This is a genomic window from Spirosoma lituiforme (assembly GCF_054776635.1).
The window spans coordinates 1-679 of sequence record NZ_BAAHBO010000044.1 but is presented as its reverse complement, the minus strand read 5'-3'; the positions used below and the strand labels follow the sequence as shown (position 1 = coordinate 679).

The 679-nt window shown below is 37.3% G+C and carries 1 protein-coding gene; it reads right to left on the bottom strand.

Translation table 11 applies throughout. The annotated features are described in order from the left end of the window. On the bottom strand, positions 1-679 hold a 679-nt coding region (locus tag ACYU87_RS27595), incomplete at both ends, for a DNA polymerase (protein ID WP_461137222.1).

The window sequence follows — 679 nt, the reverse complement described above, 5'->3', positions numbered from 1 at the left end:
ATGCAAGGACTCTCGCTTCAATGGCTGAAAAATCAGCTACAATGAATTTGTTATTGTTTTGAGGTACAAAGGCCGTTCTAATAAGCTGTGATAAGGTATCTGGGATATCTTCATATAATATTTCAATCGCATCTACATTTCCTAATTTTACAAGTGCTCTAGCATCAGCTAAATCTGGCAGATGGTTTTGTGGCAGGTTTTGTAACTGAACAAGTCTTCCTGCAAATCTTCCAGTTCTATTTGCACCATAATATCGAAACATTCCTCTTTCCCTATTATCTGTGCAGGCAGCATTTTTCATAGCTGTATATTTTTTTACAGATGACTTTGATAACTGCTGTCTTAAAGTAAGGACTTCTACCAGTTCTTTAGATGCCGTCTTTATTTCTTTTGCTACTTCCTTTTTGCCTAAAGACTCCATTTCAAGTCCATGTTCAGATAGCCAAGTTCTCATCTGAAGAACTGAGTTAGGATTTTCAAGTCCGGTAATTTCTGTTAGCTTTTGCATAAGACTAGCCTTTACACCAGTATCTAATTTGATTGCTGATTCAACAAGTACAGGATCAATAGCAATGCCTCTATCGTTGATTTCCTGGTCTAGATAAAACTCATCCCAAGTGTCTCTTGACACAGGAAATCTCGATAATTTCTCTTGAATTCCCATCTCCACTTCCACATC